Below are 23,167 nucleotides of genomic sequence, written 5' to 3' on the forward strand. Positions count from 1 at the left end.
GCCCGCAACTGTGATGCGGGCATTTTCATAGGGAGAGCCGGCTAAAGAAAACGCTGTACAGACTGCTGTGATAGCAGCCAAGAGATGCAGCGCGAAGTCCTGCCACGGGATTGCGAAAGCGCCGGACTTCTATGTGACCGGCCGGTCAAAGTATGCCCGGCAACTTGTGTCACGCGTACTGCGGCTCCGCTCACCTCGGGTTGTGCCGCTTGGCCCCTATGGATGAGGAAAATTCACCTATGCCCGAAAACCAGAACAACTCCGTCGACACCGAAATCACCCAGGCCGACGTCGAGACTTCTGAAACGGTTGCCCCCGCAGCCGAATCCGCCCCGGTAACCACCGAGGCTCCCGCCGCCGCACCGGCCGCGAACGAAGACGCCGAAGAAGAAGGCGTCAAGTTCGTTGACCTCGGCATCGACGGCCGCGTCCTCGCTGCCCTGCAGGATGTCGGCTACGAGAAGCCGTCCCCGATCCAGGCGGCAACCATCCCGCTGCTGCTCGAAGGCCGCGACGTCGTGGGCCTGGCCCAGACCGGTACCGGTAAGACTGCAGCATTCGCAGTACCGGCGCTGTCCCGTCTGGCCGAACTCCACGACCTCAACGGCCCGTCCCGCAAGACCCAGGCCCTGGTGCTCGCTCCGACCCGCGAGCTGGCGCTCCAGGTTGCCGAGGCCTTCACGTCCTACGCCAAGCACATCGACGACTTCACCGTCCTCCCGGTGTACGGCGGTTCCGCCTACGGCCCGCAGCTGGCCGGCCTGCGCCGCGGCGCCCAGGTTGTTGTCGGTACCCCCGGCCGCGTAATCGACCACATCGCCAAGGGTTCCCTGGACCTGTCCGAACTCCAGTACCTCGTGCTGGACGAGGCTGACGAGATGCTGCGCATGGGCTTCGCCGAAGACGTGGAGCAGATCTTCCAGCAGACCCCCGAGGGCCGCCAGGTTGCCCTGTTCTCCGCCACGATGCCGAGCCAGATCCGCCGCCTGTCCAAGCAGTACCTGAACAACCCGGCCGAGGTCCAGGTCAAGTCCAAGACCACCACCGGCGCCAACACCCGCCAGCGCTATCTGCAGGTCATGGGCCCGCACAAGCTCGACGCGCTGACCCGCATCCTCGAGGTCGAAGAGTTCGAGGGCGTCATCGCCTTCGTGCGGACCAAGATGGCTACCGAGGACCTCGCCGACAAGCTGCGGTCACGCGGCTTCCAGGCTGCCGCCATCAACGGCGACATCCCGCAGCAGCAGCGTGAGCGCACGGTCGAGGCCCTGCGTGACGGCAAGATCGACATCCTGGTCGCCACCGACGTCGCCGCCCGCGGCCTCGACGTCGAGCGCGTCAGCCACGTGGTCAACTACGACATCCCGCACGACACCGAGTCCTACGTGCACCGCATCGGCCGCACCGGCCGCGCAGGCCGTTCCGGCGACGCGATCCTATTCATGACGCCGCGGGAGAAGTACCTGCTGCGTTCCATCGAGAAGGCCACCCGCCAGCCGGTGGAGCAGATGCACCTGCCCACGGCCGAGACCGTCAACACGCTGCGCCTGGGCAAGTTCGCCGAGCGCATCACCGAGACGCTCGAGTCCGAAGACGTTGCGGCATTCCGCGACCTCATCTCCTCCTACGAGGAAGAGCACAACGTGCCGGCGTCGGAGATCGCCGCCGCACTGGCCGTCATGGCCCAGGGCGGACAGCCGCTGCTGGTCAAGGAACTGCCCGCCGCCCCCGAGTTCCAGAAGCGCGAGCGCGCCAAGGACGGCTTCGGCTCACGCGGCCCGACCCGCACGCTCACCGAGGGCAACGCCACCTACCGGATCGCCGTCGGACGCCGTCAGCGCGTCATGCCGGGTTCCATCGTTGGCGCCATTGCCAACGAAGGCGGCATCTCCTCGGCCCAGATCGGCGGCATCGACATCCGCTCGGACCACTCCCTCGTGGAGCTCCCCGCGGACCTGAGCCCCGAGCAGCTGCGCGCCCTGTCCCGCACCCGGATCGGCGGCGAGCTGATCCACCTCGAGCTGGACAACGGCCGCAAGCCCTCCGGTGGCGGCGAGCGTGGCAGCTACCAGGGCAGCCGCGGGGGTGACCGCGGCGGCTTCGCCGGTGGTAGCGACCGTGGCGGCAACTTCAAGGGCAACGGCGGCTTCAAGCGCGAATTCCGCAAGAACGACGGCGAGCGGTCCTCCGCTGACCGTGGCGGACGTTCCTTCAGCGAGCGCGGCGTATCCTCCGACGCGGCCCGCAAGCCCCGCACTAAGTGGTAACCACTAGCTTCATCTGAGAACGGGCCGGCTACTCAGCCGGCCCGCTCTTGTTTAAGGCCGCGTCGGCGCATGAGTTCGCTTCGTCACATCCGGCGCCGTCGCGGCGGGCAGACACCCCGCCGCGGTGTCCTGGACGCCGTTTCGGCCCGGATTTCCAGCGGTTTCGCCGCGGTGGGGACGGCCCGGCCGCCGATTTGTTGGTGGGCGAATCTTCCGGTAGAGTATTTACTCGTTGCCCCCCTAGCTCAGTGGTAGAGCGCGTTCTTGGTAAGAACGAGGTCACCGGATCGATTCCGGTGGGGGGCTCTGGATGAGGGCCTGTGTCAAGGCGGTTTTTGACCGGCTTAGCGCAGGTTTTCCTCATTTATGGCGGTGTAGCTCAGTTGGTTAGAGCGCACGACTCATAATCGTGAGGTCGGGAGATCGAGCCTCCCCACCGCTACAGGCAAGACCCCGCAGGCTGAGCCTGCGGGGTCTTTTTTGTTTAACCCCGGTTGAGCTATCACTTGGAGTCTCTCTGAGGGCCTCAGAGCTGCGATAAGTGATAGCTCAACGGGTGAGGCCGGGGCGAAGGGGGCAGCTCGCGCAGATATCGATCTGGGAGCCGCTGAATTATCTGGGGATGCTGATGCCAAGGCCGTGACAGCTGTTGCGGCGGCTCCTGCAATTACCAGCCCGGTAGTAGCGATTTTGCGTCCAAGGTGCATTTCTTCGACCCTTCAAGCCCACCGCTGGGTTGAGAGTAGCCGCGTAATAGCCCATCGACAAGGGACGAGCAGTCTCAGACTGCTCCCTCGCGAGCTACCTTCCCGGCACTCCGCGCATTCCACGTCTGTCGCCCAAGCTTTTCCCATGCTGCCCTCCCTAGTCTCTGTCTTGTCACGGGGGACTAGGGGCCGCAGGGGAGGCGCAGATGGATCGTTGGATGACACACCGAGTCTCTTCCCTGATCCGGCACCCGGGCAGGAAGGTGCGTCATGGGCGGCCGCCTGCCGGCCGGCTGCCGGAGCCGGCGATGGCGGCGGTGATGAGAGCCGGGATTCGGCGCGTGGCGGCAGTTCTGGTCGGATGCCTGCTGATCACGGGGTACGTGGCGGTGGCTCCGTACGGCTCCTCGGGCGCGACCGGATCACACGTTCACAACTCGGTGCTGCCGGCCGCCGCGATGGCGGCGGCTCCGGCTGCTGTCCCGGACTGGGTGGACGGCTTCGGCCAGCGATGAAGAAGTCACCCGCATAAACGGCCGCGCCGGGAATGTCCTCGACGGCAGTGCGGCCACGATGTGGCACAGCAGGTGGTCCCCGGCACCGGCCGCACCGCTGCCGCACACCATCACAATCGACACCAAGGCCACGCGCAGCATCTCAGGTTTCCGCTACCTCCCGCGTTCTGAGGGAACGAACGGGCGGGTCGGCAAGTACTCGATCGGAGTCAGTTCCAACGGGATCACCTGGAGCGTGGTCGCCAGCGGCACCTGGCCGGACAGCAGCGCGGAGAAGACCGTGAACTTCACGGCGGTCAGCGCCCGGTACGTCCGGCTGACCGCGACCACTGAGGCCGGCAACCGCGGTCCGTGGAGCAGCGCCGCGGAGATCAATCTCCTCGGCCCGTCGCTGGGGTCCTGGGGTCCGACGATCAGCTTCCCGATCGTCCCGGTCGCGGCGGCGCTGTTGCCTGGCAACCGGCTGCTGACCTGGTCCGCCTATTCTGCCACCGCTTTCGGTGGCAGCAGGGGCTATACCCAGACGTCCATCCTGGACCTCACCACCGGCGCGGTGAGCCAGACCCAGGAGGTGGCCAACACCGGTCACGACATGTTCTGCCCCGGGACCTCGCTGCTACCGGACGGCAAGATCCTGATCAGCGGCGGCAGCAACAGCGCCAAAACCACCCTGTACAACCCTGCGACGAACGCCTGGACCGCAGGGCCGGACATGAAGATCGCCCGCGGCTACCAGTCCAACGTGACCACCTCCACCGGTGAGGTGTTCACCCTCGGCGGGTCGTGGTCGGGCGGGATCGGCAACAAGAACGGCGAGGTGTGGTCCGCCGCCGGCGGCTGGCGAACGCTGCCTAACGTGCTGGCCGACAACATCCTGACCGACGATCCCCGTGGCGGGTACCGTTCCGACAATCACCCCTGGTTGTTTGCCGCCCCCGGTGGCCGGGTGTTCCACGCGGGCCCGAGCCGCCAGATGAACTGGATCTCCACCACCGGCAATGGCAGCATCACTTCGGCCGGTCTGCGCTCAGATAGCCCGGACGCGATGAACGGCGACGCCGTGATGTACGACGTCGGGAAGATTCTGACTGTGGGCGGCTCGACCGCCTACGACAACACCCCAGCTACGGCGCGGGCATACACGATCGATATCAATAACGGGGTGAAGGTGGCCCGGACCGCGGACATGGGAGTCACCCGGTCGTTCGCGAACGGGGTCGCGCTGCCCGACGGGCAGGTGTTCGTGGTCGGAGGGCAGGCCACACCAGTTGTGTTCACCGACACCGGCGCCAGGATGGCTCCGGAAATCTGGAACCCGGCTACCGGAAAATGGACCACGCTGGCTCCGATGGCCATCCCCCGGACGTATCACAGCGTCGCCCTGCTGCTCCCCGACGGACGGGTCTTCGTCGGCGGTGGCGGGCTGTGCAACACCTGCACGACCAATCATCTGGACGGAGAAATTTTCACGCCGCCCTACCTGCTGAACGCCGACGGCAGTGCGCGCACCCGGCCGACGATTGCGACCGCACCGGCCACCGCCGCGGCCGGCAGCACGATTGCGGTGACCACCGGAGCGCCGGTCACCAAGTTCTCCCTGATGCGGATGAGCTCGGTGACCCACAGTGTGAACACCGACCAGCGGCGGATCCCGGTGACCGCAACTGCGGTGTCGGGCAACACAGCGTCGCTGAAGTTGCCGGCGGATCGCGGCGTGCTGGTACCGGGCAGCTATCTGCTCTTCGCATTGGACGGCAACGGGGTTCCCAGCGTCGCCTCGACGATCAAGATCACTTGAAAGCGCGTCTGCGTCCGTTCTTGCCCTAGTTTAACCCCGGTTGAGCTATCACTTGGAGTCTCTCTGAGGGCCTCAGAGCAGCGATAAGTGATAGCTCAACGGGTGAAGCCGGCGGGGAGTGGGGCAGAATTGGTCCATGACGCGAATCGCAATCATCGGCGGCCACGGCAAAGTGGCTTTGGAGCTTTCCAAGATCCTCGCAACGGACGGGCACGACGTCACCTCCTTCATCCGCAACCCCGACCACCAGGCCGACGTCGCCGCCACCGGCGCCACGCCGTCCCTCCTGGACGTTGAATACTCGACGACGGCGGAAATTGCCGCCGCCCTGCGGAACCACGACGCCGTGGTCTGGTCCGCCGGGGCCGGGGGAGGGAGCCCCGAGCGCACCTACGCCGTGGACCGGGACGCCGCGATCCGCTCGATCGACGCGGCGGCGGAGGCCGGCGTCGGACGCTACATCATGGTGTCCTACCTCGGTGCGGGACCGGACCACGGGGTGCCCGCGGATAACGGCTTCTTCGCCTACGCCGAGGCCAAGGCCGCCGCGGACGCCTACCTGCGCGGCACGAGCCTTGGCTGGACCATCCTGGGTCCCGGCGCGCTGACGGACGGGCCCGGCAACGGGATGATCGACGTCGACCCCGCCGACGCGTCGGACGGCACCGGCACCGCGCGCGCCAACGTGGCCCTCGTGGCCGCTGCAGTGCTCGGGATGCCGTCAACCATCGGACGCACCATCGAGTTCCGGGACGGCACACTGCCGCTCGCGGCCGCTCTGGACGACCCTTCAGCGACCTGACAGGCCACTCCCGCGTGCGTGGGCTGGCGTCAGGCGCTGGCGACCACCAGATTGTCCAGCGGCTTTTCGTAGCGTTCCTGGACGATGCGCAGATGCAGCCAGGAATCGGCCTCCACCACCGAGTCCAGCCGCCGCAGGTCGTCAAGGATCGACGTGACTTCATCCAGCGATGACACTCCCACCGTTGCCAGCATGTCGTGGCGGCCAAAGGTGGTGGCGATGAATTCGATGCCGGGCAGGTTGGAGAAGTAGTCCACCACCTCGTCCGTTTCAGCGACCGTGGAGACGCCGAAGCCGTAGGTCATGAAGCGGTCGCTCCCGGAGCGGCGGCGGATGGCGCCGATCTGCATCACGCCGTTGTCGATCAGGCGCAGCATGCGGGTCCTGGTGGCGCTGGGGGACAGGTCCACGTGCTCGCCGAGCGCCTCAAAGCTCATCCGCCCGTCGATCTGCAGCTCGGCCATGATCCGCAGGTCCACCTGGTCCAGCACCAGCCCCGCCCGCGGCGTCTCCTTGCCCAGGAAGAGGCTGCGCACCAGCTCCTTGTACATGTGCACGTCCACGCCCGAGACGCCCGGCGCCCTGCGGATGACGTCGATCTGCGCGAAGAGCTCCGGCACGCTGGGCAGCCGAAGCTCGGCAATGATGCCGTACGGGCCGGTGGTCAGGGAGGCGAAGACGGCGCCGTCCAGATGCGCCAGCCGGTCAAGAACCTCCCGGGCCGGCCCGCTGAGTCGGATGGAGACGTGGGCCAGGGCGTTCAGGCCCAACACCCGGGGGTGGAGGGCCGCAACGATCCGTACCTCTCCGGATGCCGTGAGCTCGTTGACCTTGGCGGTGATGGCGGCGCGGGTGGCGCCGAGCTGTTTGGCGAGGTCGCTGAAGGACGCCCTGCCATCGGCTTGAAGCAGACGGACCAGTCCGTCGTCGAGATCATGCATGGTCTTCACAATAATCGCCTGCCATTGGCGCGCTCCGGATCCGGGCCCCCACCGCCGGACGCGCCTTGGTCGGATGGATGGAGTATCAGTACCTCCATCATAGGACGCTGAAACAGCAACTCTGAGCTAAGATTCTGTGCTAAATCAGCAAATTACGTGTTTTGGCGGCATTTGACAGAAAAATTGCTTTCCTTCTGATCAAGACTTGGTTAGCATCGTGACTGGCGCCACACCGGCGAGCTCCACTCCCATCGCAACCCTGCGAACCGTTCACCATTGGAGATTTGCTCTCGCTGGCAGCCACCGGCACCCCCGACACTCCGCTTTTTGTCCTGGAACCGGCCGGCTGAGCGCCGGCACCTCGAACCCCTTCTCCTTTCTACTTGCAAAGGTCATCTCCATGACAACCCTGACTTCCCACGAAACCTCCGTCGTCGCAGCCGCGGCCACCTTGTTCTTCGGCGGCACCATCCGCACGGTTGACGCCGCCAACTCGGTGGCCGAGGCCATCCTGGTGATCGGAAACCGGATTGCCGCCGTCGGCTCCCAGGCACACTGCCGTGCCGAGGCCGCCCGGCTGAGCACCGCCCGGGTAACGGACGTGGACCTGCAGGGCCGCACGATGGTCCCCGGCTTCACCGACCCGCACGCCCACCCGCTCATGTACGGGCAGCTGCTGTCCTGGGTTGACTGCGGGCCCGAGGCCGCACCGGACATCCCCACCATGCTCTCCCGGCTGGCCGCCGCCGCGGCGCAGCTGCCCGAGGGCACGCCCGTGCGCGGCTACGGCTACGAGCACCGCAACCTGGCCGAACAGCGCCACCCCAGCCGGCAGGAACTGGACACGGTCTCCACCAGCCGCGAGGTCTACGTCATGAACGCCAGCGGCCACGGCGGCGTCGTGAACAGCTTCACGCTGGAGGCCAACGGCATCACCGACACGACGCCCAACCCGGCAGGCGGCACGTTCTTCCGCGACGCCGAGGGTTCGCTGACCGGTGAGCTCTCCGACGCCGCCTGCGACATCCTCACCGGGGCCGACGGCGTCAAGCTGGGCCACCACGGCCCCAACTTCCACCTAGGCGACAGCAAGGAGCAGCACCGCGCCCAACTGCTGCACGCGCAGCGCAACTTCCTTGCCAACGGTGTCACCACCATCGGCGATGCCCAGGTGACCCGGCGCGAGTTCTCCGCCTACCTGGACCTGGTGGAGCGCGGCGAACTGGTGACCCGGATCAACGCCTACTTCCTCTCCAGCCTGCTCGACGAGGTGCTGGAGCTGGGCCTGGTGGACAAGTTCGGCGACTCCCTGCTCTCCTTCGCCGGCATCAAGCTCTACGCCGACGGCACCCTGGGCGGCTGGACGGCGTACTTCCCCGAGGGCTACCGCGACGATCCCTGCCGCACCGGTTCGCTCTACCACGAGCCTGCCGAGTACCGCTCGCTGATCCTGCGGGCGCACAGCGCCGGGCTGCAGACGGCCACGCATGCCCAGTCACCCACGGCCATCCAGCTGGTGATTGATGCGGTCAAGGAAGCCGTGGTGGCCACGCCGCGCGCGGACCACCGGCACCGGATCGAGCACTGCGGGCTGCCGACGCCGGCCCAGATCACCGACATGGCCGAGCTGGGCATCCTGCCGGTGAACCAGCCGCAGCACTACTACAACTGGGGCCCCGGCGTCCTGGACGCCATCGGGTCCCCGGGCGAGCGCTTCAACCCGCTGGGCGAGTTTGTGGCGGCCTCCGTGCCCGTCACCATGAGCTCCGACGCCCCCGTGGCCGAGCCCCGCCCGCTGGAGGCCATCCAGACGTCCGTGACCCGCAAGACCCGCTCCGGCGTCCAGCTGGGCGGCGACGACCTGCGCATCGACGCCGTGCAGGCGCTGCGCGCCCACACCATCAACGGCGCCCGGGCCATGGGCCGCGAGCAGGAGCTGGGCTCGCTGGAGACTGAGAAGCTGGCCGACTTCGTCATCCTGGCCCAGGACCCGCTCGAGGCGCCGGCCGGCGAGATCAGCTCCATCGAGGTGCTCCAGACCTGGGTCAACGGCATCCGGGCCTACTAGACCCGGCTGCCCTTCCACTCCGGGCGGCACAAGGGCGGTCCGACCTCTTCCCTTCGCGAGCAAAGGATTTCCCCATGAACACCCCCATCCCCCCAAACAATGTCGGCCTCGCCGTGATGACCACGCTGCGGAACTACGGGATCGACACCATCTTCGGCATCCCCGGAACCCACAACCTGGAGTTCTACCGCCACCTGGCACCGCTGGGCATCCACCCCGTGACCAGCCGGCACGAACAGGGCGCCGGCTACGGCGCGGACGGCTGGAGCCAGATGACGGGCCTGCCCGGCGTCGTCATCACCACCTCGGGCCCCGGCCTCCTCAACGCCATGTCCGCCGCGGCCACCGCCTACTGCGAGTCCCGCCCGCTGATCATCCTCTCGCCCGGGGCTCCGCGCGGGAGCGAATTCTCCGACATCGGCTCGCTGCACGAAACCCGGGACCCCACCGGCGCCGTGCGGGCGCTGATCGGCCGCAGCACGCGGGTCTCCACCGGCGCCGAGGCCGTGGAAGTGATCCACGAGGCCTTTGCCCTGTTCGCCCACGGACGCCCGCGCCCGGTGCACATCGAGATCCCGCTGGACCTGCTGGAATCGGCCAACGACGTGGATCCCCAGCTGTGCGCCGCCCGGGACCTGGGACCGGCCCGGAACGCCGCCGCCGACGCTCTGGCCGCCGCCGTGGCCGTGCTGGCACAGGCCGCCAATCCGGTGATCCTGGCCGGCGGCGGATCCCTGCGCGCCGGCTCGGCCCTGCTGGAGTTGGCCGAAACTCTGCAGGCCCCGGTGGTCACCACCCTCAACGGCAAGGGCGCCATCCCGGAGTCCCACCCGCTCTCGCTCGGCTCGGACATCCGCCTCTCCGCCGCCCAGGACCTCTGCAATAGTGCAGATGCCCTGCTGGTCATCGGCTCCAAGGTGGGCGAAATCGGAGCTCTGGGGCGGCAAGATCGTCCCGCAGGGCACCTGCATCCGGATCGACATCGATCCCGGCCAGCTGGCGGTCAACCTGTCCGCGGACATCGAACTGGCCGGCAACTCGGCCGCCGTCGTGCCGGCACTGCTGGCGGCCTTGGCCAGCCGTAGGCGGACCTGCTGGCCGAGGCCCGCGCCATGTCCCCGGTGCTGGCCCGCATCAACGACATCCTGGCCGAGGCGCTGCCGGCCGACACCGTCATCGGCGGGGACTCCTCCCAGGTGACGTACTTCGGCACGGCGTCCTTCTTCCCGATGGAGACGGCACACCAGCTGCTGTACACGCCGTGCTATGCCACCCTGGGCTACGGATTGCCGGCGTCCATCGGGGCCAAGGTGGCGGCCCCGGAGCGTCCGGTGGTCTGCCTGCTCGGCGACGGCGCCCTGATGTTCGCGGTGCAGGAATTCATCACCGCCGTGGAACAGGGCGTCAACCTGCCCATCATCTGCGTAACAACGGCGGCTACGGCGAGATCAAGGCGAACATGGCCGAGCGCAGCATTGCACCCGTGGGCGTGGACCTGGCCCAGCCCGATTGGGTCAAGCTGGCCGAGGGCTTCGGCCTGACGGCGTTTGCCGTGGACAGCCTGGACGAACTGGGCGCGACGGTGGCCAAGGCCCTGGACATCACCGGGCCCAGCCTCATCCACGTGGCCATCTAATGGCGGCCGGAACGGAATCCGCCTCGGCTGCGTTTCCCAAGGCCACCGCCGTCGAGGTGGATGCCGCCGTCGCCGCGGCGCAGCGGGGCTTCGAGGCCTGGTCCGCCACAGCCGTGGGGGAGCGCGCCGCCGTGTTGCGCCGCGCGGCACAGTTGATGCTTGACCGCAAGGACGCAGACGGCACGCCGTTCCCGGCCCGGAGCGAGCTGCTGGTGATTGCCTGCGCGGTCCTTCTGGCCACCCTGGTCCTGCCGGGGCTCACGCTGCCCTGGCTGATGCGGTTCCTGAAGGCGTCCGAGGACGGCTCGGAAGAGCGCGACGCCGCGCGTCTGCTGGCCCGCCGTGCGCAGCAGGCGGCGATCGCGGCGCTGAAGGACAACGAGCTGATGAAGGAGCTGCCGCCGGAGAAGGTGGCGCTGGTCAAGGAGAAGATGACCCGGCTGCACGCCGAGCTGCTGGACTGCAGCCTCCGGAACGAACCCGTGGGGGAGAAGCGCAAGCGCGGCCGTGAACTCGCGATTGCCGTCCAGACGATCGCCCTCGATGCGGCCCGCCAGGAAGTCGTGGCGGCCCGGAACGAACCGGGCATGGATCCCGAAGTCGCGGACCGGGTGCTGCGGCAGCTGGACCTGCGCACCATGATCATGCCTGAGTGATCATGCCGGAGCGGGGAGCTCCAGCTCCAGGGCGTTCGCCTCGACGAAGTCCAGGGCGTGGCGGATCGCGCCGACAGTGACTATCGCGTCGCCCAGCGGCGAGACGCTCACGCGTGGGGGAGTCGCGGTGAAGCCGGGGAGCAGGGCGGTGATTCCGGGCAGCAGGGCGCTGGCGGATTCGGCGACGGCGCCGCCGATCACCACCTGCTCGGGGTTGATGAAGCTGGCCACCGTGGCGATGACCCGCGCCATCCGCTCCGAAATCCGGTCCAGGATCTCCAATGCGGCAGGGTCCCCGGCGGCGGCGTCCTCGAACACCCGCCGCGCGCTGGCCGTTCCGCTGGCTGACGGCCCGTCGCCTGCCGCGGACCACTGCCGGGCCAGGGCTGCGATGCCGTCGCTGGATCCCACGCCCTCGACCATGTCCAGGTACCCCATTTCGCCGGCAGCGCCGCCACGGCCGTGGAGCAGCCGGCCGGACTCCATCACCCCGGCGCCCAGGCGTTCGCCGGCGAGGAGCACCACGAGGTCGTCCACCCCGGCGCCGGAGCCGCGCCAGCGTTCACCGAGCGCGGCAAGGTTGGCGTCATTCTCCAGGAGCACCGTCCAGCCGTGCAGCTCCTTCAGCGCGAAGCGGAGCCCGACGTCGAACAGGCTCCAGAAGTGCTGGGACGCGAGCACGTTGCCGTCGCGGTCCACCGGCGCGGCGATTCCGGCCCCGGCCGCCAGCACCTTTCCGGGGTCCGTGCCCGCGGCCTCCAGCGCCCGGCGGCAGGCCCGGTCCACGACGCCGATGCGTTCCTCCGCGGGGATGTCCGTGGCGCGGAAGCTCCCGCTGGCGCGCCCGACGACGGTGCCGCGGAGGTCCGCGACGGCCGCGGTGGTGGTGGCGGCGCCGATGTCGATGCCGAGGACGAAGCCCGCCTCACGGTTGAGCTCGAAGCGCCGGGCCGGGCGTCCTTTCCGCGGGCTTCCGGGAGCCCCTTGATCCCCTCGCGGGGTGTCCAGTTCGCGGATCCAGCCGCGCCGGATCAGATCCTCACAGACGGCGATGACCGAGGCCCGCGTGAGCCCGGTCCGGTCCATCAGCTCGGTCCCGGTCGCCACATCCGTGCTGCGGATGAAGGCCAGGACGGCCTGGGCATTGACCCGGCGCAGAAGCTGCGGCGTGGCGGCTGCGTGCGGCTTCAAATCTTGACCTCTTCTGTCTCCGGATCCATACTGGTTCAGGCAATATATTTAGCTTGTATCTAAAATACCAGAGCCGTTCCGAGCCCCGAAGGATCATCCCTTGTCCAACACCGCCACGCTGGCAACCCTGTCCGGTTCCAACCTCGCAGCCGACCCCAACTGGTGGCGCCAGGCGTCCGTGTACCAGATCTATCCGCGCAGCTTTTCCGACTCCAACGGGGACGGCCTCGGCGACATCAAGGGCATCACGGCCAAGGTCCCGTACCTGTTGGAACTCGGGATCGACGCCGTCTGGCTGAGCCCGTTCTACCCTTCCGCCCTCGCCGACGGCGGGTACGACGTCGACGACTATCGCGACGTGGATCCCAAGCTCGGCACCCTCGAGGACTTTGACGAGATGTCCGCCGCGCTGCACGCCGCCGGCATCAAGCTCATCGCGGACATCGTCCCGAACCACTCCTCCAACCGCCACATCTGGTTCCAGGAAGCCCTCGCGTCCCCCCGGGGCTCCGCGGCACGGGAGCGCTACATCTTCCGTGACGGGCTCGGCAAAAACGGCGAGATCCCGCCGTCGGACTGGGAGTCCGTCTTCGGCGGACCAGCCTGGGAACGCATCACCGAGCCGGACGGCAGCCCCGGCCAGTGGTACATGCACATATTCGCCAAGGAGCAGCCGGACCTGAACTGGTCCAACCGCGAAATCCGCGACGACTTCCTCAAGACGCTGCGCTTCTGGTCCGACCGTGGCGTGGACGGCTTCCGCGTCGACGTGGCCCACGCCCTGGCCAAGGACCTCACCGAGCCGCTGCTGTCCAGGCTCGAACTGGGCGCCGATTCCGGCGCCGACGGCTTCGACGACGGCTCGCACCCGTTCTGGGACCGCGACGAAGTCCACGAGGTCTACGCCGAGTGGCGCGAAGTCTTCAACGAATACCACCCGCCGCGCACCGCCGTCGCCGAGGCCTGGGTGCACGCCAGCCGCCGCGCCCGCTACGCCAGCCCGCAGGGCCTGGGCCAGGCGTTCAACTTCGACCTCCTGCAGGCCGATTTCGACGCCGACGACTTCCGCGAGATCATCACCCGGAACCTCGCGGAGGCCACGGAATCCGGCGCGTCGTCCACGTGGGTCTTCTCCAACCACGACGTCGTCCGCCACGCCACCCGCTACGGCCTGCCCAAGGGCGGCGGCCGCCATGCCAAGGGCCAGGACGGCAAGGGTTGGCTGCTGGCCGGCGCCCCCGCCGAGGAGCTGGACGTCGAACTGGGCCTGCGCCGCGCCCGCGCGGCCACCCTGCTGATGCTGGCCCTGCCGGGCTCCGCGTACCTGTACCAGGGCGAGGAACTGGGGCTGCAGGAAGTCGCGGAAATTGCCGACGCCGAGCGCCAGGACCCCACCTTCTTCCGCAACAAGGGCGTCGAGATCGGCCGTGACGGCTGCCGCGTGCCCCTGCCATGGTCCGCGGAAGGCGGCTCCTTCGGCTTCGGCGACGGCGGCGCCCACCTGCCGCAGCCGGCCTGGTTCAGCCGCTACGCCGTCGCCGCCGAGGACGGCGTCGAGGGTTCCACCCTGGAGTTGTACCGCAGGGCCCTGAAGCTGCGCCGCGAGCTGCAAAGCTCGGAGGAACTTCAATGGCACCCCGCCGCCAGCCCTGAGGCGCTGCACTTCAGCCGCCCGGGCGGCTGGCAGTCGGTCACCAACTTCGGTGCGGAACCGGTGGAGCTCCCCGCCGGCACCGTGCTCGTCAGCAGCGGACCGCTGGATGGCAGCTTCCTGCCGGCCAACACCACAGTCTGGCTGCGGTGAGCCCCTCGCAGGAACACCGGCCTGCCCAGTAGCTGATCTACGGCTGCATGGGGTTGGGCGGCAGCTGGACGGCGGAGCCGTACTCGTCCGCGCACGTGGACGAGGCGGCCGCCGCCGTCGACGCCGCCCTCGAGGCGGGCATCACCTTGTTCGACCACGCCGACATCTACCGCAGCGGCAAGGCGGAGGCGGTGTTCGGCGAGGTGCTGGCGCAGACCCCGGGCCTGCGGGAGAGGATCCGACTGCAGTCCAAGTGCGGCATCCGGCTCAATGAGCAGGGACTTCAGACGCACTACGACCTGAGCCGGGACGCCATCCTGGAGCGCGTCAACGAAAGCCTCGCGCGGCTCCGCACGGACCACGTGGAAGTGCTGATGCTGCACCGCCCCGATCCGCTGCTGGACCCCGCGGAGGTGGCCGCCGCCGTCGGGCAGCTCATGGCCGAAGGCAAAGTGCGGGCCCTGGGCGTGTCCAACATGTCCGGACCGCAGATCGAGGCACTTCAGGACCGGCTGGAGACCCCCGTGATCGCCAACCAGCTGGAAATGAGCCTGCTGAAACGGGCCTGGCTGGAAAGCACCGTGCTGGTCAACCATGCCGACGGCACGGACTACAGCTTCCCGCACGGCACTGTGGAGCACTGCGTGCGGCAGGGAATCACCGTGCAGGCTTACGGCGCCCTGGCCCGCGGACTCTACACGGGCGCGCCGGCCGCCGATCCGACCGTGGCGGAAACCGCGACGGCGGACCTCGTGGCCGCGATGGCCGCCGAGAAGAACACCACGGGGGAGGCCATCCTGCTGGGGTGGCTGATGAAGCACCCGGCCGGGATCGCTCCCGTGATCAGCACCGCCAACCCGGACCGCATCCTGGCCTGCGCCGGTGCCGCGGATGTAGCGGCGGCTATGACCCGGGCGGAGTGGTACCGGCTCTGGGTCACGGCGCGGGGCAGCAACATCCCGTAGCCGGCACCTGAACACCTTCCAATTGGGGGTCCACCGCCCCGGCTCCTGTGATTTTGGTCGTATTGGTAGCCCCGGAGGACCGGAATACTTGGCTGGAGGGCCCCCTGTGCCGATAGCGTAGATGCATGACGTCTACCACCACCGCCGGATCCGTCCGGCCCCAGCGCAACATCCCGGCCGAAATCGCCCGCTCGTGGCTGCTGGTCAACGCAATGAAGACTGAGCTCTTCGATCAGTCCGCCGTCTCCCGCGCGGACGCGATCGTCCTCGACATCGAAGACGCGGTGGACCCTTCCCAGAAGGACGCCGCCCGCGCGAACGTCGTGAACTGGCTGACCGCCGGCGGCACCGCCTGGGTCCGGATCAACGACGCGACCAGCCCCTTTTGGGCCGACGACCTCGCCGGACTCCGCGGCACGCCCGGCCTGCTCGGCGTCATGCTGGCCAAGACCGAGTCCGCGGACCAGGTCACCGAAAGCTTCCACCGCATGGACGGCAAGACGCCGGTCATCGCGCTCGTGGAGTCGGCCGTCGGCATCGAGGAAGCCAACAACATCGCCAAGGCCCAGGGCGCGTTCCGGCTGGCGTTCGGCTCGGGCGACTTCCGCCGCGACACAGGCATGGCGGCCACCCCGGAAGCCATGGCCTACCCGCGCGCCAAACTGGTCGTGGCCAGCCGCGTCGGCAAGCTGCCGGGCCCTATCGACGGACCTACGGTGGGCACCAACCACCCCATACTGCGCGAACAGACCGGTATCACCGTGATGATGGGCATGACTGGCAAGCTCTGCCTCGCCATCGACCAGACCCCCGTCATCAACGAGGTCATCAGTCCCACGCCGTCCGACGTCGCCTGGGCCACGGACTTCATGGCCGACTTCGAGGCCAGCGGCCGCGTGATCCGTGACGGCTCGGACCTGCCGCGCCTGGGCCGCGCCGAGAAGATTATGAAGCTCGCGGTAGCCTTTGGGGTGCAGCCGGCGCTGTAGCCGCGGCCCTTTACCAAACCGAGGAGACCCCGTGACCGATACCCGCTATCTGGTCCACGGGGTCTTTTGGGATGGTCCGCCGCCCGCTCCCGGAGACCGCGACGGCGGCGCTCCGGTGCTGCGGCTTCAGCACCTTACCGGGGACCCCGCCACCGGCGGATTCACGGAACTAGCGCTCGACGCCGGGACACGCCTCGGGTTCCGGCTCGCCGCCGGGGGAAAGTCCTGTCTCGGGCACCACAAGGTGCACGGCCCTGCGGCCCGGGACCACGTACTGTGCCCCGCCCGGGCCCCCGCTGCCAAGGGCAGCCAGTGCGAGCGCTGCTTCGTCGTCGACGATTCGCGGCTCATCCATGACTTCCACCGCGGCGGACGCGTCCCCGCGGGGCTGCGGGCCTACCTGATGCAGCCGCACTGGCTGTACGTCGCCACCTTCGCCAGCGGCGCCAGCAAGGTAGGCACCGCGTCGAACCTCCGGAAATGGAACAGGCTGGCCGAGCAGGGCGCCGTGGTGGCCCGCTACGTCGCCCGGGCCGAGGACGGACGTGTTGTCAGGGTGCTCGAGGACATGGCCACCCGCGAAGCCGGGCTGCCCCAGCAGGTTCGCTCGGCCGCCAAGGCTGCGGCGCTCACGGATCCGGCGCCCGCCGTCGACCTGGACGCCCTGAACCGACGGTTGGCCGACGAGGTCCGCCTGCTGCTTGCGGGCGCTGCCGTCGACGGCTTTGAGTCTGTGGAAGAGCAGTGGGTCCGGCCTGCGCAGGCCGATGCCGCCTGCGCGCCCGCCGCACGGCACGCCTACCCGCATGAGCTCGGCGCGGGGGCCCACGGGTTCCGGATTGTTTCCCTGACCGGAAGCCTTGCCCTGGCCGGGCTGGACGGGACCGACCTGGAATTCATCGTGAACCTCGGGCTGCTGAAGGCTCGGACGATCGGGCTCGGTGACCATGGCTCGGAAGTTCCCGCGGTGCAGGAGTCCCTGTTCTGACGGCGCCCGAAACGGTCCCCGGGCTCAGTCCGGATAAACTGGCACGATGCTGACTGAATTCTGGGCCTCCGCGTCAACCACTTACAAGGCGCTCGTCTTCAGCGCCATGGGCCTGATCGCCGTCGGCATCATCCTGAACGTCGTGGGCAACAGCTCGCAGAACCAGGGCCTCGCCGTGGCATCCCTGCCGGTGATCGGGCTCGGCCTCATTCTGCACCTTGTCGGGATCGTGGTCCGCGGCCAGCAGATCCGGAAGAGCTACAGGAAGTAGGCGGCGTTCCGCCGGACATGGCTCCGCGCGTGTTCCACGGCCTCGGGCAGGCTCGCAAACAGGTGCTTGTGGTGCCGCAGTGAGCGGATCACGCCGACATTGGTCACGAGCTCCAGGTGTTCCGGCCGGACGCCTTTCAGCAGCGCCGTGACGCCGCGCAGCTCCAGTGCCGCGATGACCTCCACCAGCGTGTGGGCTCCCGTGGCATCAAGCATCCGGACCTGGGACAGCCGGATGATGGCCACCTGGATGTCCTTGACCTGGCTGATTTCCTGCAGGACCCGTTCCGCGGCGCCGAAGAACATGGCCCCGTCCAGCCGGAAGACGGCAATATGCTCGTCCCCGGGAACCGGCACCCCGGGAATGTCCTCGCGCCGCACGCCGCTCAGCGAGGCGAACTTCCGCAGCGTGAAGACCGCGGCCGCCGCGAGGCCGATCTGGATGGCCACGATGAGGTCGAAGGCCACGGTGATGAGTGCCGTCAGGACGAACACCGCGGCGTCGGCGCGGGTGGAGCGCAGAATTGCCGTCACCGTGTGCCTTGAGACCATGCGCGTTGCCGTGACCATGAGAATGCCGCCCAGGACCGCCAGCGGGATCCTGCCCACCAGGCCGGCCGCAAGGTAGATGATGGCCAGCAGTACCAGGGCATGCACGATTGCGGACAGCCTGGTCCGGGCGCCGGAACGGACGTTGACGGCGGTCCGGGCGATGGCGCCCGTGGCGGGCATGCCGCCGAAGAGCCCCGCGGCGATGGAGGCCAGACCCTGGCCGGTGAGTTCCCGGTCCGGACTGTAGGCCCCGCTCGGCCTGCCGTCCGGCCCGACCATTCCGGCGGCCACGCGGGCGGCGAGCAGCGATTCGATGGCTGCCAGCGTGGCGATGGACACCGCGGGCATGAGCAGACCGCCGAGCGAGGCCGGATCTAGGGAAGGCAAGGAGGGCGCACGCAGGGAATGCGGCAGGGTGCCGATCCGGGGGATCTCCAGCCGGAGGAGCTCGGCCGCCACGGTGGCCAGCAGGACAGCGATGAGGCTCGCCGGCAGGGCCTTGTGCAGTTTCGGGAGCAGGAGCATCACGGCAGCCACGCCCGCCACGACGGCGAGGGTCTGCAGCACGGCCGGCGAAGTGGCGCGGGAGGCGCTCTCGACGGCCGCCAGCACGGTGTTGTGGCCCGGCGTCCCCTCAGTTCCAGTGGCCATGGGCACCTGCTGGAGGAAAATGATGGCGGCGATGCCGAGCGTGAAGCCTTCCACCACAGGCCAGGGGATGAAGGCCACGGCCCGGCCCAGCCCGCTGATGCCCAGGATGATCACCAGCGTCCCGGCCATCAGCGAGACCAGGGCGATGCTGCTGGCGCCGTGACTCGCGACCACGGGGGCCAGGACCACCACCATGGCTCCTGTGGGGCCGGAGACCTGGACATGGGAGCCGCCCATGACGGCGGCAACCAGGCCGGCCACCACCGCCGTGATGAGCCCGGCCTCGGCGCCCACACCCGAGCTGACGCCGAAGGCGAGTGCAAGCGGCAGGGCCACGATTCCCACCGTGATCCCCGCGAGCACGTCCGTCTTCCAGGACGAAGGCAGCCCGCTGTAGTCACGGCGGGACGGCAGGAACCGGCCGAGGAGCGACTGAGCGCCCCTCACGATGCGGATCCCGGGAGGTGCCCGCCCGGCAGCTCCCGCGCCAGCCGCAGCTGCTCGTTGGAATCGGCCAGGCGGTCCAGGAGGAAGATCCGGGCAATGGACAGCAGCTCCGAAATCTTCGGATGGGCCAGCCGGTAGGTCACCGCATTCGCCGACCGGGCCGAGGTCACTACCCCGTGCCGGCGGAGGGTGGCCAGGTGCTGGGAAAGGTGCGAGGCTTCCAGGCCCGTCTCGGCCAGGAGATAGCTGACCGGTGCCGAGGAGTCCGGGGCCGCGGCCAGGAGCTCAAGCACCCGGATGCGGGCCGGGTGGGCGAGGGCCTTGAAGAGGTTCGCCTTGATTTCGTACAAGGGGGTCTGCTCCGCTGAAATCAAGACTGGCCTGCGCTTTCTCGCGTCACGGCCCGGAAGGCCACGTGACTTGATGGAATAATGTTTTCATCATACCGCACCGGTTAAACGCGGCGGTCAAGCGCACGGGTCAAGCGCACGGGTCAAGCGCTCAGGCCAAGCGCCCCGGTCAAGCAGGTGTCATGAAGGATGGCGGCCCGGGGCGTGGCGATAGGCTGGAACCATGACTATCAATCCGGATCTGCAGGGGCGCAGCTACCCTGCCGCAGAGGTGTATGACGTCGGCCGCGAGAAGATCCGCGAGTTCGCCCGCGCGGTCAAAGCCACCCACCCCGCCCACTTTGACGTGGACGCGGCCAACGCCCTGGGCCACAACGACCTCGTGGCCCCGCCGACGTTCGCGATCATCGTCGCCCAGCGCGCCGACGCGCAGCTGATCGAGGATCCGGAATCCGGCATCGATTTCTCGCGCGTGGTCCACGCCGACCAGCGCTTCACCCACCACCGTCCGATCGTCGCCGGCGACCGGCTGGTGGCCGAACTGCACGTCGACGGCGTCCGCGCCATGGGCGGCGGGGCCATGATCACCACCCGCTCGGAAATCTTCGCCCTGGCGGCGGACGAATCCCGCGAGGCCGTCGCCACCACCACCTCGTCCATCCTGGTCCGCGGAGAGGGACAGTGACCATGAAAAAGCCAGCCATGACATCTGACACGACATCCCGGAGCCCCGTATTCGCCGACCTCACGGTCGGCCAGGACGTCGGCAGCCGCAGCATCGCCGTGACCCGCACGGACCTCGTCAAGTACGCCGGCGCCTCGGGTGACTTCAATCCGATCCACTGGAACGAGGCCTTCGCCACCGGCGTCGGGCTGCCGGGGGTGATCGCGCACGGCATGTTCACCATGGGTGCCGCCGTCCAGCTGGTGACCGACTGGGCGGGCGACCCCGCCGCCGTCGTCGATTTCCAGACCCGCTTCACCAAGCCGGTCCCGGTGGCCGACACCACGGGAACGCCGGATGCCGGCGCCGTGATCGAGATCAGCGGCGCCATCGGGGCGCTCGACGCCGATGCGGGCACCGCCCGCGTGGACCTCACCGTCGTCTCGGCCGGGCAGAAGGTACTCGTGAAGGCCCAGGCCGTCGTCAGGCTGGCCTAGCGGATGGGTCGGCCGTGAGCGCGCGTACCGCCCCGGCTCAGGAGGTCACGCTGTGGCGCAACGCGGTGGTCGCCGCGTACGCCTTCAGCGGCGTTGCGTTCTCCAGCTGGGTGTCCCGGCTGCCGGCCATCCGCGACGGGCTCGACCTGACCCCTGGCACGGTCGGGCTGCTGCTGCTGTGCATGACGTTGGGATCCTTCGTCTCGGTGTCCGCCTCCGGCCTGATCGTGCTGCGCTTCGGATCGAAGCGGACCATCAGGATCGGCAGCGTCATGGTCGGCTGCGGACTGGTCCTGGCCGGCTTCGGCACCTCGGTCCTGGTGAACCCGCCGGCGGTCGCCGGCGGCCTGGCAATCATCGGCCTGGGCACCGCCAGCTGGAACACGGCCTCCAACGTTGAGGGCGCCGCCGTGGAACGGGCGGTGCGCCGGCACATCATGCCGCGGCTGCACGGTGCGTTCAGCCTCGGCACCGTCGCCGGAGCCGGGCTGGGGGCCTGGGCCGCCGGCGTCGGGATCCCGGTCTTCTGGCATCTCGCCGCGGTGGGCCTGCTGGTGGCAGGCACGGTGACCACCGCGGCGGCATGGTTCCGCGCGGACATCACACCGCTGCAGGAGGAGCAGAGTTTCAAGCCGGCCACGCCGGACACCTTCGAGGACCCGTCCACGGGGCCCATCCCCATCATCAGACCAGGCGCCGACCCGGCGGCGGCGCCGCTGGACAATAAGCGCCAGATCGCCCAGGCCTGGCGCGACCGGCGCACCCTGCTGCTCGGCGTCCTGGTGCTGGGGCTCGCCCTGGCCGAAGGTGCGGCGGGTGACTGGGTGGCGCTGGCGCTCGCGGACGGCCACGGCCAGTCCGACGCCGCGGGAGCCGCGGGTTACGGCCTCTTTGTCACCTTCATGACCGTGGGCCGCTTCGCCGGAACACTGGTGCTGGACCGCTACGGCCGCGTGCCCGTGATGCGCTGGTGCGCCGCGACGGCCGTGCTGGGCCTGGGCCTGTTCGTCTTCGCGCCGGTGCCGTGGCTGGCCTACGTGGCCCTGGCCATATGGGGCCTGGGTGCCTCGCTGGGGTTCCCGGTGGGTATGTCCGCTGCCGCCGACGACCCCCTCAGGGCGGCCGCGCGCGTCTCCGTGGTCTCCACGATCGGCTACGGTGCGTTCCTCTGCGGGCCTCCGCTGCTGGGCCTGCTGGCGGAGCATATCGGCATCCTCCACTCACTGCTGGCCGTCATGGTGATGCTGGTGGTCAGCTTCCTGCTCTCCCCGGTGGCGCGGAAGCTGAAGGATCCGGCGCCGGCCGCTCAGGACAGTGCGTGAACCGGGCTAGGCTGGTCAGGTGACCCAGATTCTGCTTTCCGCCCTGACCACGGCCGCCGTCGGCGGCCCCGCCGGCACCTACCTCGAAGCCCGCACCGAGGCCGAAATCATCGACGCCGTCCGCTCGGCCGACGCCGCACGTGAGCAGCTGCTGATCATCGGCGGCGGCTCCAACCTGCTGGTGTCCGACGACGGGTTCCCCGGCACCGTGCTGAAGATCGCCTCGGAGGGGTTCACGGTCACCGCCGAGGACTCGTGCGGCGGAGTGGCCGTGGTGGTGCAGGCCGGCCACAACTGGGACGGCCTCGTAGAACACGCTGTCCGGCACGCCTGGTCCGGCATCGAGGCGCTGTCCGGCATCCCGGGCGCCACCGGAGCCACCCCGGTGCAGAACGTAGGAGCCTACGGGGCCGACGTCTCCCAGACCATTGCCGCGGTGCGCACGTGGGACCGGGAACGCAACGCCGTGAAGACCTTCACCAGCTCCGAGCTGAAGTTCGGCTACCGCGATTCCGTCCTGAAACAAACCACCGACAACGGCTCGCCGCGCTATGTGGTGCTCACCGTGGAGTTCCAGCTCCCGTCGGGCCGGATGAGCGCCCCGGTCCGCTACGCCGAGCTCGCCCGGGCGCTGGGCATCGAGCAGGGACAGCGGGCGTATTCCAACGATGTTCGGCGCGAAGTGCTCCGCCTCCGGGCCTCCAAGGGCATGGTCCGGGACCCGGCCGACCGGGACACCTACTCCACCGGCTCCTTCTTTACGAACCCGATGGTGCCCGCTGGTGTTGCGGCCGGGCTGCCCGAAGACGCCCCGCGGTACCCGGGCGGGGCGGACGGCCTGACCAAGCTCTCGGCGGCGTGGCTGATCGACCAGGCGGGCTTCGGCAAGGGTTTCGGGCTGGAGCCGGACAGCGTTTCCGGCGGGCGGGCGTCGCTGTCCACCAAGCACACGCTCGCCATCACCAACCGGGGCACCGCGAGCACCGCGGACATGCTGGCGATCGGCCGCGCGGTCCGCGGCGGCGTCGTCAAACGCTTCGGAATCGAGCTGCACCCGGAGCCGCTGCTGATCGGCGTCGAGCTCTAG

19 protein-coding genes, 2 tRNA genes and 3 pseudogenes are annotated in these 23,167 nt (G+C 68.8%); 20 read left to right on the plus strand and 4 right to left on the minus strand.

Features of this window, described 5'->3' with window-relative positions; genetic code table 11:
• The first annotated feature begins 239 nt into the window (after positions 1 to 239).
• The 6 genes from ACQCSY_RS13960 (at position 240) to ACQCSY_RS13985 (ending at position 6,089) form a co-directional block, all read left to right on the plus strand.
• Positions 240 to 2,267 carry a DEAD/DEAH box helicase gene (locus tag ACQCSY_RS13960; protein ID WP_427129661.1) on the plus strand — a complete coding sequence of 676 codons (2,028 nt, stop codon included), beginning with the start codon at positions 240 to 242 and terminating at the stop codon, positions 2,265 to 2,267.
• A 234-nt stretch (positions 2,268 to 2,501) separates the two neighbouring features.
• Positions 2,502 to 2,573: transfer RNA gene (locus ACQCSY_RS13965), tRNA-Thr, on the plus strand.
• Positions 2,574 to 2,635: 62 nt separating this feature from the next.
• Positions 2,636 to 2,709, plus strand: a tRNA-Met gene (locus ACQCSY_RS13970).
• 483 nt (positions 2,710 to 3,192) lie between these two features.
• Positions 3,193 to 3,489 (plus strand): hypothetical protein, encoded by a 297-nt coding sequence (locus ACQCSY_RS13975; protein WP_427129663.1) that lies wholly within the window; start codon positions 3,193 to 3,195, stop codon positions 3,487 to 3,489.
• A gap of 13 nt (positions 3,490 to 3,502) precedes the next feature.
• Positions 3,503 to 5,287: a galactose oxidase-like domain-containing protein gene (locus ACQCSY_RS13980; RefSeq protein WP_427135834.1), complete on the plus strand. Its 1,785-nt coding sequence runs from the start codon at positions 3,503 to 3,505 to the stop codon at positions 5,285 to 5,287.
• A gap of 136 nt (positions 5,288 to 5,423) precedes the next feature.
• Complete coding sequence (locus ACQCSY_RS13985; RefSeq protein ID WP_427129664.1) at positions 5,424 to 6,089, plus strand: NAD(P)H-binding protein; 666 nt, start codon at positions 5,424 to 5,426, stop codon at positions 6,087 to 6,089.
• Positions 6,090 to 6,118: 29 nt separating this feature from the next.
• Here the strand turns inward: ACQCSY_RS13985 and ACQCSY_RS13990 are convergent, their stop codons facing one another.
• The gene (locus tag ACQCSY_RS13990) at positions 6,119 to 7,030 is read right to left on the minus strand and encodes an Lrp/AsnC family transcriptional regulator (protein WP_427135836.1); all 912 of its coding nucleotides are present in this window, start codon (positions 7,028 to 7,030) and stop codon (positions 6,119 to 6,121) included.
• A 400-nt stretch (positions 7,031 to 7,430) separates the two neighbouring features.
• Between ACQCSY_RS13990 and ACQCSY_RS13995 the strand changes: the two genes are divergently transcribed.
• The 5 genes and pseudogenes from ACQCSY_RS13995 to ACQCSY_RS14015 form a co-directional block, all read left to right on the plus strand.
• The gene (locus ACQCSY_RS13995) at positions 7,431 to 9,098 is read left to right on the plus strand and encodes an amidohydrolase (protein ID WP_427129666.1); all 1,668 of its coding nucleotides are present in this window, start codon (positions 7,431 to 7,433) and stop codon (positions 9,096 to 9,098) included.
• Positions 9,099 to 9,172: 74 nt separating this feature from the next.
• A complete protein-coding gene (locus ACQCSY_RS14000) occupies positions 9,173 to 10,183 on the plus strand; it encodes a thiamine pyrophosphate-binding protein (RefSeq protein WP_427129668.1) in 1,011 nt (336 codons plus the stop codon).
• 144 nt (positions 10,184 to 10,327) lie between these two features.
• Positions 10,328 to 10,734, plus strand: a pseudogene (locus tag ACQCSY_RS14005) (thiamine pyrophosphate-dependent enzyme).
• Positions 10,734 to 10,895 (plus strand): annotated as a pseudogene (locus tag ACQCSY_RS14010) (aldehyde dehydrogenase family protein); the annotation flags it as partial. The pseudogenes ACQCSY_RS14005 and ACQCSY_RS14010, both read left to right, overlap by 1 nt.
• Positions 10,896 to 10,907: 12 nt before the next feature.
• Positions 10,908 to 11,390, plus strand: a pseudogene (locus tag ACQCSY_RS14015) (Na+/H+ antiporter); the annotation flags it as partial.
• On the opposite strand, the gene ACQCSY_RS14020 reads toward ACQCSY_RS14015, so the two are convergent.
• Positions 11,391 to 12,581: an ROK family transcriptional regulator gene (locus ACQCSY_RS14020; protein WP_427129669.1), complete on the minus strand. Its 1,191-nt coding sequence runs from the start codon at positions 12,579 to 12,581 to the stop codon at positions 11,391 to 11,393.
• Between the two features lie 100 nt (positions 12,582 to 12,681).
• Here ACQCSY_RS14020 and ACQCSY_RS14025 point away from each other — a divergent pair, with 100 nt between their 5' ends.
• The 5 genes from ACQCSY_RS14025 (at position 12,682) to ACQCSY_RS14045 (ending at position 17,598) form a co-directional block, all read left to right on the plus strand.
• Complete coding sequence (locus ACQCSY_RS14025; RefSeq protein WP_427129670.1) at positions 12,682 to 14,385, plus strand: glycoside hydrolase family 13 protein; 1,704 nt, start codon at positions 12,682 to 12,684, stop codon at positions 14,383 to 14,385.
• A 32-nt stretch (positions 14,386 to 14,417) separates the two neighbouring features.
• Positions 14,418 to 15,350 (plus strand): aldo/keto reductase, encoded by a 933-nt coding sequence (locus ACQCSY_RS14030; protein WP_427135838.1) that lies wholly within the window; start codon positions 14,418 to 14,420, stop codon positions 15,348 to 15,350.
• A gap of 125 nt (positions 15,351 to 15,475) precedes the next feature.
• Positions 15,476 to 16,339 carry an HpcH/HpaI aldolase/citrate lyase family protein gene (locus ACQCSY_RS14035; RefSeq protein WP_427129672.1) on the plus strand — a complete coding sequence of 288 codons (864 nt, stop codon included), beginning with the start codon at positions 15,476 to 15,478 and terminating at the stop codon, positions 16,337 to 16,339.
• 31 nt (positions 16,340 to 16,370) lie between these two features.
• The gene (locus ACQCSY_RS14040; protein WP_427129673.1) at positions 16,371 to 17,327 is read left to right on the plus strand and encodes a DUF2797 domain-containing protein; all 957 of its coding nucleotides are present in this window, start codon (positions 16,371 to 16,373) and stop codon (positions 17,325 to 17,327) included.
• 46 nt (positions 17,328 to 17,373) lie between these two features.
• Positions 17,374 to 17,598, plus strand: a complete 225-nt coding sequence (locus ACQCSY_RS14045; protein ID WP_427129675.1) for a DUF3188 domain-containing protein — start codon at positions 17,374 to 17,376, stop codon at positions 17,596 to 17,598.
• On the opposite strand, the gene ACQCSY_RS14050 is transcribed toward ACQCSY_RS14045, so the two are convergent.
• Positions 17,586 to 19,256 (minus strand): SulP family inorganic anion transporter, encoded by a 1,671-nt coding sequence (locus ACQCSY_RS14050; protein WP_427135840.1) that lies wholly within the window; start codon positions 19,254 to 19,256, stop codon positions 17,586 to 17,588. The two genes, ACQCSY_RS14045 and ACQCSY_RS14050, sit on opposite strands and share 13 nt — an antisense overlap.
• A complete protein-coding gene (locus tag ACQCSY_RS14055) occupies positions 19,244 to 19,621 on the minus strand; it encodes an ArsR/SmtB family transcription factor (RefSeq protein WP_427129677.1) in 378 nt (125 codons plus the stop codon). Before ACQCSY_RS14055 ends, ACQCSY_RS14050 begins: the two co-directional genes overlap by 13 nt.
• Positions 19,622 to 19,820: 199 nt before the next feature.
• Between ACQCSY_RS14055 and ACQCSY_RS14060 the strand changes: the two genes are divergently transcribed.
• Genes ACQCSY_RS14060 through ACQCSY_RS14075 form a run of 4 tightly spaced genes read left to right on the plus strand, consistent with a single transcriptional unit; the run spans position 19,821 to position 23,167 of the window.
• Positions 19,821 to 20,282, plus strand: a complete 462-nt coding sequence (locus ACQCSY_RS14060) for an FAS1-like dehydratase domain-containing protein (protein WP_427129679.1) — start codon at positions 19,821 to 19,823, stop codon at positions 20,280 to 20,282.
• Between the two features lie 17 nt (positions 20,283 to 20,299).
• On the plus strand, positions 20,300 to 20,758 hold the full coding sequence (locus ACQCSY_RS14065; RefSeq protein ID WP_427129680.1) for a MaoC family dehydratase: 459 nt from the start codon (positions 20,300 to 20,302) through the stop codon (positions 20,756 to 20,758).
• 14 nt (positions 20,759 to 20,772) lie between these two features.
• The gene (locus ACQCSY_RS14070) at positions 20,773 to 22,080 is read left to right on the plus strand and encodes an MFS transporter (RefSeq protein ID WP_427129682.1); all 1,308 of its coding nucleotides are present in this window, start codon (positions 20,773 to 20,775) and stop codon (positions 22,078 to 22,080) included.
• Positions 22,081 to 22,099: 19 nt separating this feature from the next.
• The gene (locus ACQCSY_RS14075) at positions 22,100 to 23,167 is read left to right on the plus strand and encodes a UDP-N-acetylmuramate dehydrogenase (RefSeq protein WP_427129684.1); all 1,068 of its coding nucleotides are present in this window, start codon (positions 22,100 to 22,102) and stop codon (positions 23,165 to 23,167) included.

Source organism: Pseudarthrobacter sp. S9 (assembly GCF_050156545.1).
GTDB lineage: Bacteria > Actinomycetota > Actinomycetes > Actinomycetales > Micrococcaceae > Arthrobacter.

Coding starts and splice junctions, on each gene's coding strand:
- ACQCSY_RS14045 (WP_427129675.1), top strand. CDS start 17,374: ATGCTGACTGAATTCTGGGCCTCCGCGTCAACCACTTACAAGGCGCTC.
- ACQCSY_RS14065 (WP_427129680.1), top strand. CDS start 20,300: ATGACATCTGACACGACATCCCGGAGCCCCGTATTCGCCGACCTCACG.
- ACQCSY_RS14000 (WP_427129668.1), top strand. CDS start 9,173: ATGAACACCCCCATCCCCCCAAACAATGTCGGCCTCGCCGTGATGACC.
- ACQCSY_RS13995 (WP_427129666.1), top strand. CDS start 7,431: ATGACAACCCTGACTTCCCACGAAACCTCCGTCGTCGCAGCCGCGGCC.
- ACQCSY_RS14035 (WP_427129672.1), top strand. CDS start 15,476: ATGACGTCTACCACCACCGCCGGATCCGTCCGGCCCCAGCGCAACATC.
- ACQCSY_RS14060 (WP_427129679.1), top strand. CDS start 19,821: ATGACTATCAATCCGGATCTGCAGGGGCGCAGCTACCCTGCCGCAGAG.
- ACQCSY_RS13985 (WP_427129664.1), top strand. CDS start 5,424: ATGACGCGAATCGCAATCATCGGCGGCCACGGCAAAGTGGCTTTGGAG.
- ACQCSY_RS13975 (WP_427129663.1), top strand. CDS start 3,193: ATGACACACCGAGTCTCTTCCCTGATCCGGCACCCGGGCAGGAAGGTG.
- ACQCSY_RS13960 (WP_427129661.1), top strand. CDS start 240: ATGCCCGAAAACCAGAACAACTCCGTCGACACCGAAATCACCCAGGCC.
- ACQCSY_RS13990 (WP_427135836.1), bottom strand. CDS start 7,030: ATGCATGATCTCGACGACGGACTGGTCCGTCTGCTTCAAGCCGATGGC.